Raw genomic sequence first — 5,332 nt, 5'->3', positions numbered from 1 at the left:
GAGGGTAGCCTCCTCCAGGCTGTCGCAAGTCAGCCCGTGCGAGCGCGCCAGCAGCCCGTGGCCGCCGCCGAGGATGTGGCCGGAGATGCCGACCGCGGGCAGCTCCCGGCCTGCACCGCCAGCCCCTGCTCAGCGGAGACGTCTGAGCCGCGCGGCGTTCGACGCTGAACTCTCACGCCGGCGCGCTGGAGAGGTCGTTGAGCCTGAGCCGGCGTGGAACCGCCGCGAGCAGGAAGATCCCGCAGAGCAGGCAGAGGCCGCCGATCACGTAGAGGGCCGGCGTCGTGCTGCCGGTCATATCCTTGATCGCACCAACCATGACCGGAGACACGATGCCGCCGAGCTGGCCGAGCGTATTGATGAGCGCGATTCCGCTCGCGGCACCCGCGCCGGTCAGCAGTTTTGGCGGCAGGGTCCAGAACGCCGGGATCGAGGCCACCACGCCGGCGCCGAGAATGGCGAGCGCGGCGACCAGCAATGGAACGTTCTTGTCGAACAGGCCGGCGGCGAAGAAGCCGAACGCGGCCGTCATGATCAGCCCCGCCACGAACTTCGGGCGGTCGCCGGATGCGTCCGACAGCCGTCCGATGATCAGCATGCAGATCGCGCCGCAAACATAGGGGACGGCGGTCAGCAGGCCGATGGTGGCGGCGTTGCCGCCGCCGGCGGTCTTGATGAGATCGGGCGCCCAGAAGTTCAGCCCATAGGAGCCGACCTGGATCAGGAAGTAGATCAGGCCGAGCCACAGCACGCCCGGCATGAAAAGCGAGCGCCAGGGTGAGACCTCGCCGATCTCGGCCCGCTGGCGCTCCAATTGCACCGAGATGATGCGGCGTTCCTCGTCGCTGAGCCATTTGGCCTGCTCGATGCCGTCATCGAATCGCGACAGCACCACGAAGCCCAGGACGACGCAGGGCAGCCCGCCGGCAAGAAACAGCCATTGCCACCCCGCCAGGCCCTGCAGGTGGTCCATATAGCTCAGGATCAATCCCGAGATCGGCGCGCCAATGATCCCCGAAAAGGCCGTCGCCAGGAAGAACACCGACGTCATCCGCCCGCGATGCGATTTCGGAAACCAGAGCGTCAGATAATAGAGAATGCCGGGCGCGAAGCCGGCTTCCATGGCGCCGATCAGGAATCGCAAGCCATAGAACTGCCATTCGGTCCGGACGAACACCATGGCGGCGGTGGCCAGCCCCCATGAAATCATGATGCGGGCGATCCAGCGGCGGGCGCCGAAGCGATACAGCAGCATGTTGCTCGGCACCTCAAGAAGGACATAGCCGACGACGAACAAACTCGCCCCGAAGCCATAGGCCGTGTTGCTCAGACCCAGATCGGCCTGCAGCGGGGCCTTGGCAAAGCTGATATTCACGCGGTCGAAGAACGCGAAGAAGTAGCAGACGATGATCAGCGGCATCAGCCGCCATGCGATCTTGCTGATGACCTGCTGCTCGGTGATGGTCGCGCCGGCATTGACGTCCATCATGGTGGTCGTGGTCATGGTTTCCTCCAATCCATTCTTGATTATGGTTTTTGACTGCCTCTCACGGCCTTCATTGAACCGCGCCGAGCTCGCGCAGCCGCGCGATGTCGGCCGCCTGCAGGCCGAGCCCCGCCAGCACCTCGTCGGTGTGCTGGCCCAGCGCCGGCCCCGGCCATCTCACGCTGCCCGGTGTCTGCGAGAGTTTTGGCGTGATCCCCGGCATCTTCACCGAGACATCGCCGGGCAGCTCGCTCGACAGGATCATGTCGCGCGCGAGGTAATGCGGATCGTCGACGATATCGGCCACCGAATAGATCCGGCCGGCCGGAACGTCGGCACCATCGAGCGCCAAAAGAATCTCGTCCAGCGTTCGCCGCGACGTCCAGGCGCTGATGGCGGCATCGAGGGCTGCGTCACAACGCACGCGCCCGTCATTGCCGGCGAGCATCGGGTCGTCGCCGAGATCGGGCCGCTCGATCACGCGCATGAGGCGCTTGAAGATGGCGTCGCTGTTGCCGGCAATGATGACGTGGCGCCCGTCGGAGGTCGGGTAGGTGTTGGACGGGCTGATGCCCGGCAGCGCGCCGCCGGTGCGGCTCCTCACATGGCCGGTGAGGTCATATTCCGGCAGCAGACTCTCCATCATGTTGAACACGCTCTCGTAGAGCGAGACGTCGACGATTTGTCCCCCGCCCTGGCCGGTCTTGACCCGCAGCAGCGACATCAAGGCGCCGATCACGCCATGGAGCGATGCGAGGCTGTCGCCGATGGAGATGCCGACCCGCGCCGGAGGGCTGCCCGGGTCTCCCGTGGTGAAGCGCAGCCCGCCCATCGCCTCGCCGATGGCGCCGAAGCCCGATCTGTCGCGGTACGGCCCGCTCTGTCCGAATCCGGAGATGCGCACCAGGGTCAGGTCGGGATTGTGGGCCGACAGCACGTCCCAGCCGAGGTCGAGCTTCTCGAGCCCGCCCGGCTTGAAGTTCTCGATCACGACGTCTGCCCGCGCGGCCAGTCGAAGGGCGATGTCGCGGCCTTCCGCCGATTTCAGGTCGATCGCGACCGACTTCTTGTTGCGGGACTGCAGATACCACCAGAGCGACGTTCCCTGGTGCAGCTTCCGCCACTTGCGCAGCGGATCGCCGTGGCCGGGCTGCTCGATCTTGATGACCTCGGCGCCGAATTCGGCGAACAGCCGCGCGGCAAACGGTGCAGCCACCAGCGTTCCAAGCTCGACCACTCGAATTCCGGATAACGGCCCGTCCACGTCCGGCTCTCCCTCGACATTCTGTTCATCGAGGTGTCACCAGGTCGGGACTTGACGTCCATTGGCCTTTGATGAAGGCGCGTTCGCGGATCGCGAACGCGTTCAGGCCGCACAGCGGCGCAAATGATCCAGCATCAGCCGGCCCGTGCCCGAAAGGCCCTTGCCCTCGCGGGTCACCAGCACCAGCTCCCGGTCGGCCCAGTCGTCGTCGAGCTCCACGGCTGCGAGATTCATTCCGTGGCTCAGGACGTCGAAGGCGCGATCCGGAATCAGGCCGATGCCCATGCCCGCCTGCACCATGCGGCACACGGCATCGAAGCCGGGGACATGGACCCGCAGCCGGATCGATTTGCCGAGCTGCTGCGCGGTGGACTGCGCACGCAGATAGATCGAGCTGGTCGCGAACAGGCCGACATGATCGTAATCCAGCGTATCCGCGAAGCAGACTCTTGGCTTGCTCGCCAGCGCGTGATCCGACCGGACCACGATGACCAGGCGATCGCGCCGGTAGCCGTAGCGCGCCAGTCCGCGCGTGGCGACGTCTGCCGAGCAGATGCCGAGCTCGGCGGCCCCTTCCTCGATCCCGCGAACGACCTCGGCGCTCGGGCGTTCCTGCAGGTCGAGCCGCACCAGCGCGTGATCGCGGAAGAAGCCGGGCAGATCGTCGGGCAGGAATTCGACGATCGAGGACAGATTGGCGAAGATCCGGACGTGGCCGCGCACGCCGCGCGCATATTCCGTCATGTCGACGGCGATCTTCTCGACGTTGAGCAGCGTGACCCGCGCATGGTGCAGCAGTGCATCGCCGGCCGGCGTCAGCGTCATTCCGTTGGGCTGCCGTTCGAACAGCGCGACCTGCAGCGCGTGCTCGAGATCGTGCATGCGCTTGCTGACCGCGGACGGCGCGATGGCCTCGCGCTGCGACGCCCGCGTCAGATTGCCTTCCTCGCAGATGGCGACGAACAACTGCAAGGTGGTGAGATCGATGCGCCGCGCGAGGTTCACCCTCGGCGGCGCCGCGATCTGGACGGGCTCAATCTTTCGCTGCATCGCTACCTTTCTCGAAGTGAGACGGTAGCACCGCGACGAGTGCTCAATTTTCTCAAATGTCGCGGTAAAGCGCCGCTCTGTTGGGATATCATCCCAAAAAGACGGAGGCTTTCGCAAGAGCATTCCAATATCGGGGCGAGAGCTCCGAGCCACGGGCGCGCCTCGCTGCAGGCAGGGTTGACCTTGACCGCCCCGCAACATTTGGTTCCGATGACACCGATCAATCGAATCCTGGAGGCGGAAACTTCATGGCCTTCGCCGACAACTCCGACACCGGCACTCCGCTCGATGAAGCCGTGCACGAGGCGCGCGCGGCCTATGTCGCACGCAATCCCCTGAGCGCCGCGCAATACGCCGAGGCCGAGACGGTGATGCCCGGCGGCAATACCCGCACCGTGCTGTTCTACCAGCCGTTTCCGCTGACCATCGTGCGCGGCGAGGGCGGCGAGCTCTGGGATGCGGACGGCCATCGCTACCTCGACTTCATGGGCGAGTACACTGCGGGCCTTTCCGGGCATTCGAACCCGGTGATCACGGCGGCCATCAAGGCGGCCATCGACAATGGCTTGAATCTCTCGGGCCACACAAGGATGGAAGCGGAGCTGGCGCGGATCGTGTCGCGGCGTTTCCCGGCGATGGAGCTGTTGCGCTTCACCAATTCCGGCACCGAGGCCACGCTGCTGGCGCTGACGCTGGCGCGCATCGCCACCGGCCGGCGCAAGATCATGGCCTTCGACGGCGGCTATCATGGCTCGGTGTTCGTGTTCCGCGACGCCGTCAACATCGTCAACGCGCCGTTCGACTGGGTGTTCGCGCCCTACAACGATGCGCAAGCCGCGCGCGACCTGATCGCAGCGCATGCGGACGACCTCGCCGCCGTCATCGTCGAGCCGATGCAGGGGTCCGGCGGCTGCATTCCCGCCGAGCCCGAATTCTTGTCCGCCTTGCGCGAAGAGACCACGCGGACAGGCGCGCTCTTGGTCTTGGACGAGGTGATGACCTCGCGGCTGGCGCCGGGTGGACTGCAAACAAGGTACGGCGTGCGGGCGGACCTGATGACGCTCGGCAAATATGTCGGCGGCGGCATGTCGTTCGGCGCGTTCGGCGGGCGCGCCGAGCTGATGCGGCGCTTCGATCCCCGCGAACCAGATGCGCTCGGGCACGCCGGAACCTTCAACAACAATGCGCTGACGATGTCCGCCGGCATCGCCGCGATGACGAAAGTGGTGACGCAGGAAGCACTCGATCGCGTCAATGCGCGCGGCGATGCCCTGCGGCAGCGCCTGCAATCGCTGTGCGCGTCGCATGCGGCGCCGCTCTGCGTCACCGGCATCGGCTCGCTGCTCACCATTCACGCGACGCCCGGCCCGGTGCGCTCGAACGCCGATCTCAAGCACCAGGAGCAGCGCCTCAAGGAGCTCGTGTTCTTCGATCTGCTCGAGCAGGGCATCTATCTCGCCCGCCGCGGCATGGCCGCGCTCTCGCTCGAGGTCGATGATGCGGCGTGCGATGCCTTCGTCGCCGCGTTCCAG

General features: G+C 65.9%; 4 protein-coding genes. 1 reads left to right on the top strand and 3 read right to left on the bottom strand.

The features are described 5' to 3' along the window. Window positions 1–172 precede the first annotated feature (172 nt). From JOY90_RS34515 to JOY90_RS34505, 3 genes are all read right to left on the bottom strand, one after another. Window positions 173–1,504, bottom strand: a complete 1,332-nt coding sequence (locus JOY90_RS34515) for an MFS transporter (RefSeq protein ID WP_291695563.1) — start codon at window positions 1,502–1,504, stop codon at window positions 173–175. 52 nt (window positions 1,505–1,556) lie between these two features. Then, window positions 1,557–2,750: a CaiB/BaiF CoA-transferase family protein gene (locus tag JOY90_RS34510; RefSeq protein ID WP_291695562.1), complete on the bottom strand. Its 1,194-nt coding sequence runs from the start codon at window positions 2,748–2,750 to the stop codon at window positions 1,557–1,559. Window positions 2,751–2,852: 102 nt separating this feature from the next. Further along, the gene (locus JOY90_RS34505; RefSeq protein WP_291695561.1) at window positions 2,853–3,800 is read right to left on the bottom strand and encodes a LysR family transcriptional regulator; all 948 of its coding nucleotides are present in this window, start codon (window positions 3,798–3,800) and stop codon (window positions 2,853–2,855) included. A 248-nt stretch (window positions 3,801–4,048) separates the two neighbouring features. On the opposite strand from JOY90_RS34505, the gene JOY90_RS34500 reads away from it, so the two are divergent. Then, on the top strand, window positions 4,049–5,332 hold a 1,284-nt coding region (locus JOY90_RS34500; RefSeq protein WP_291695560.1), incomplete at its 3' end, for an aspartate aminotransferase family protein.

Source organism: Bradyrhizobium sp. (assembly GCF_019242285.1).
Classification (GTDB): Bacteria; Pseudomonadota; Alphaproteobacteria; order Rhizobiales; family Xanthobacteraceae; genus Bradyrhizobium.
The sequence above is the reverse complement of the archived record's forward strand: the minus strand, read 5'-3'. Positions and strand labels throughout refer to the sequence as shown.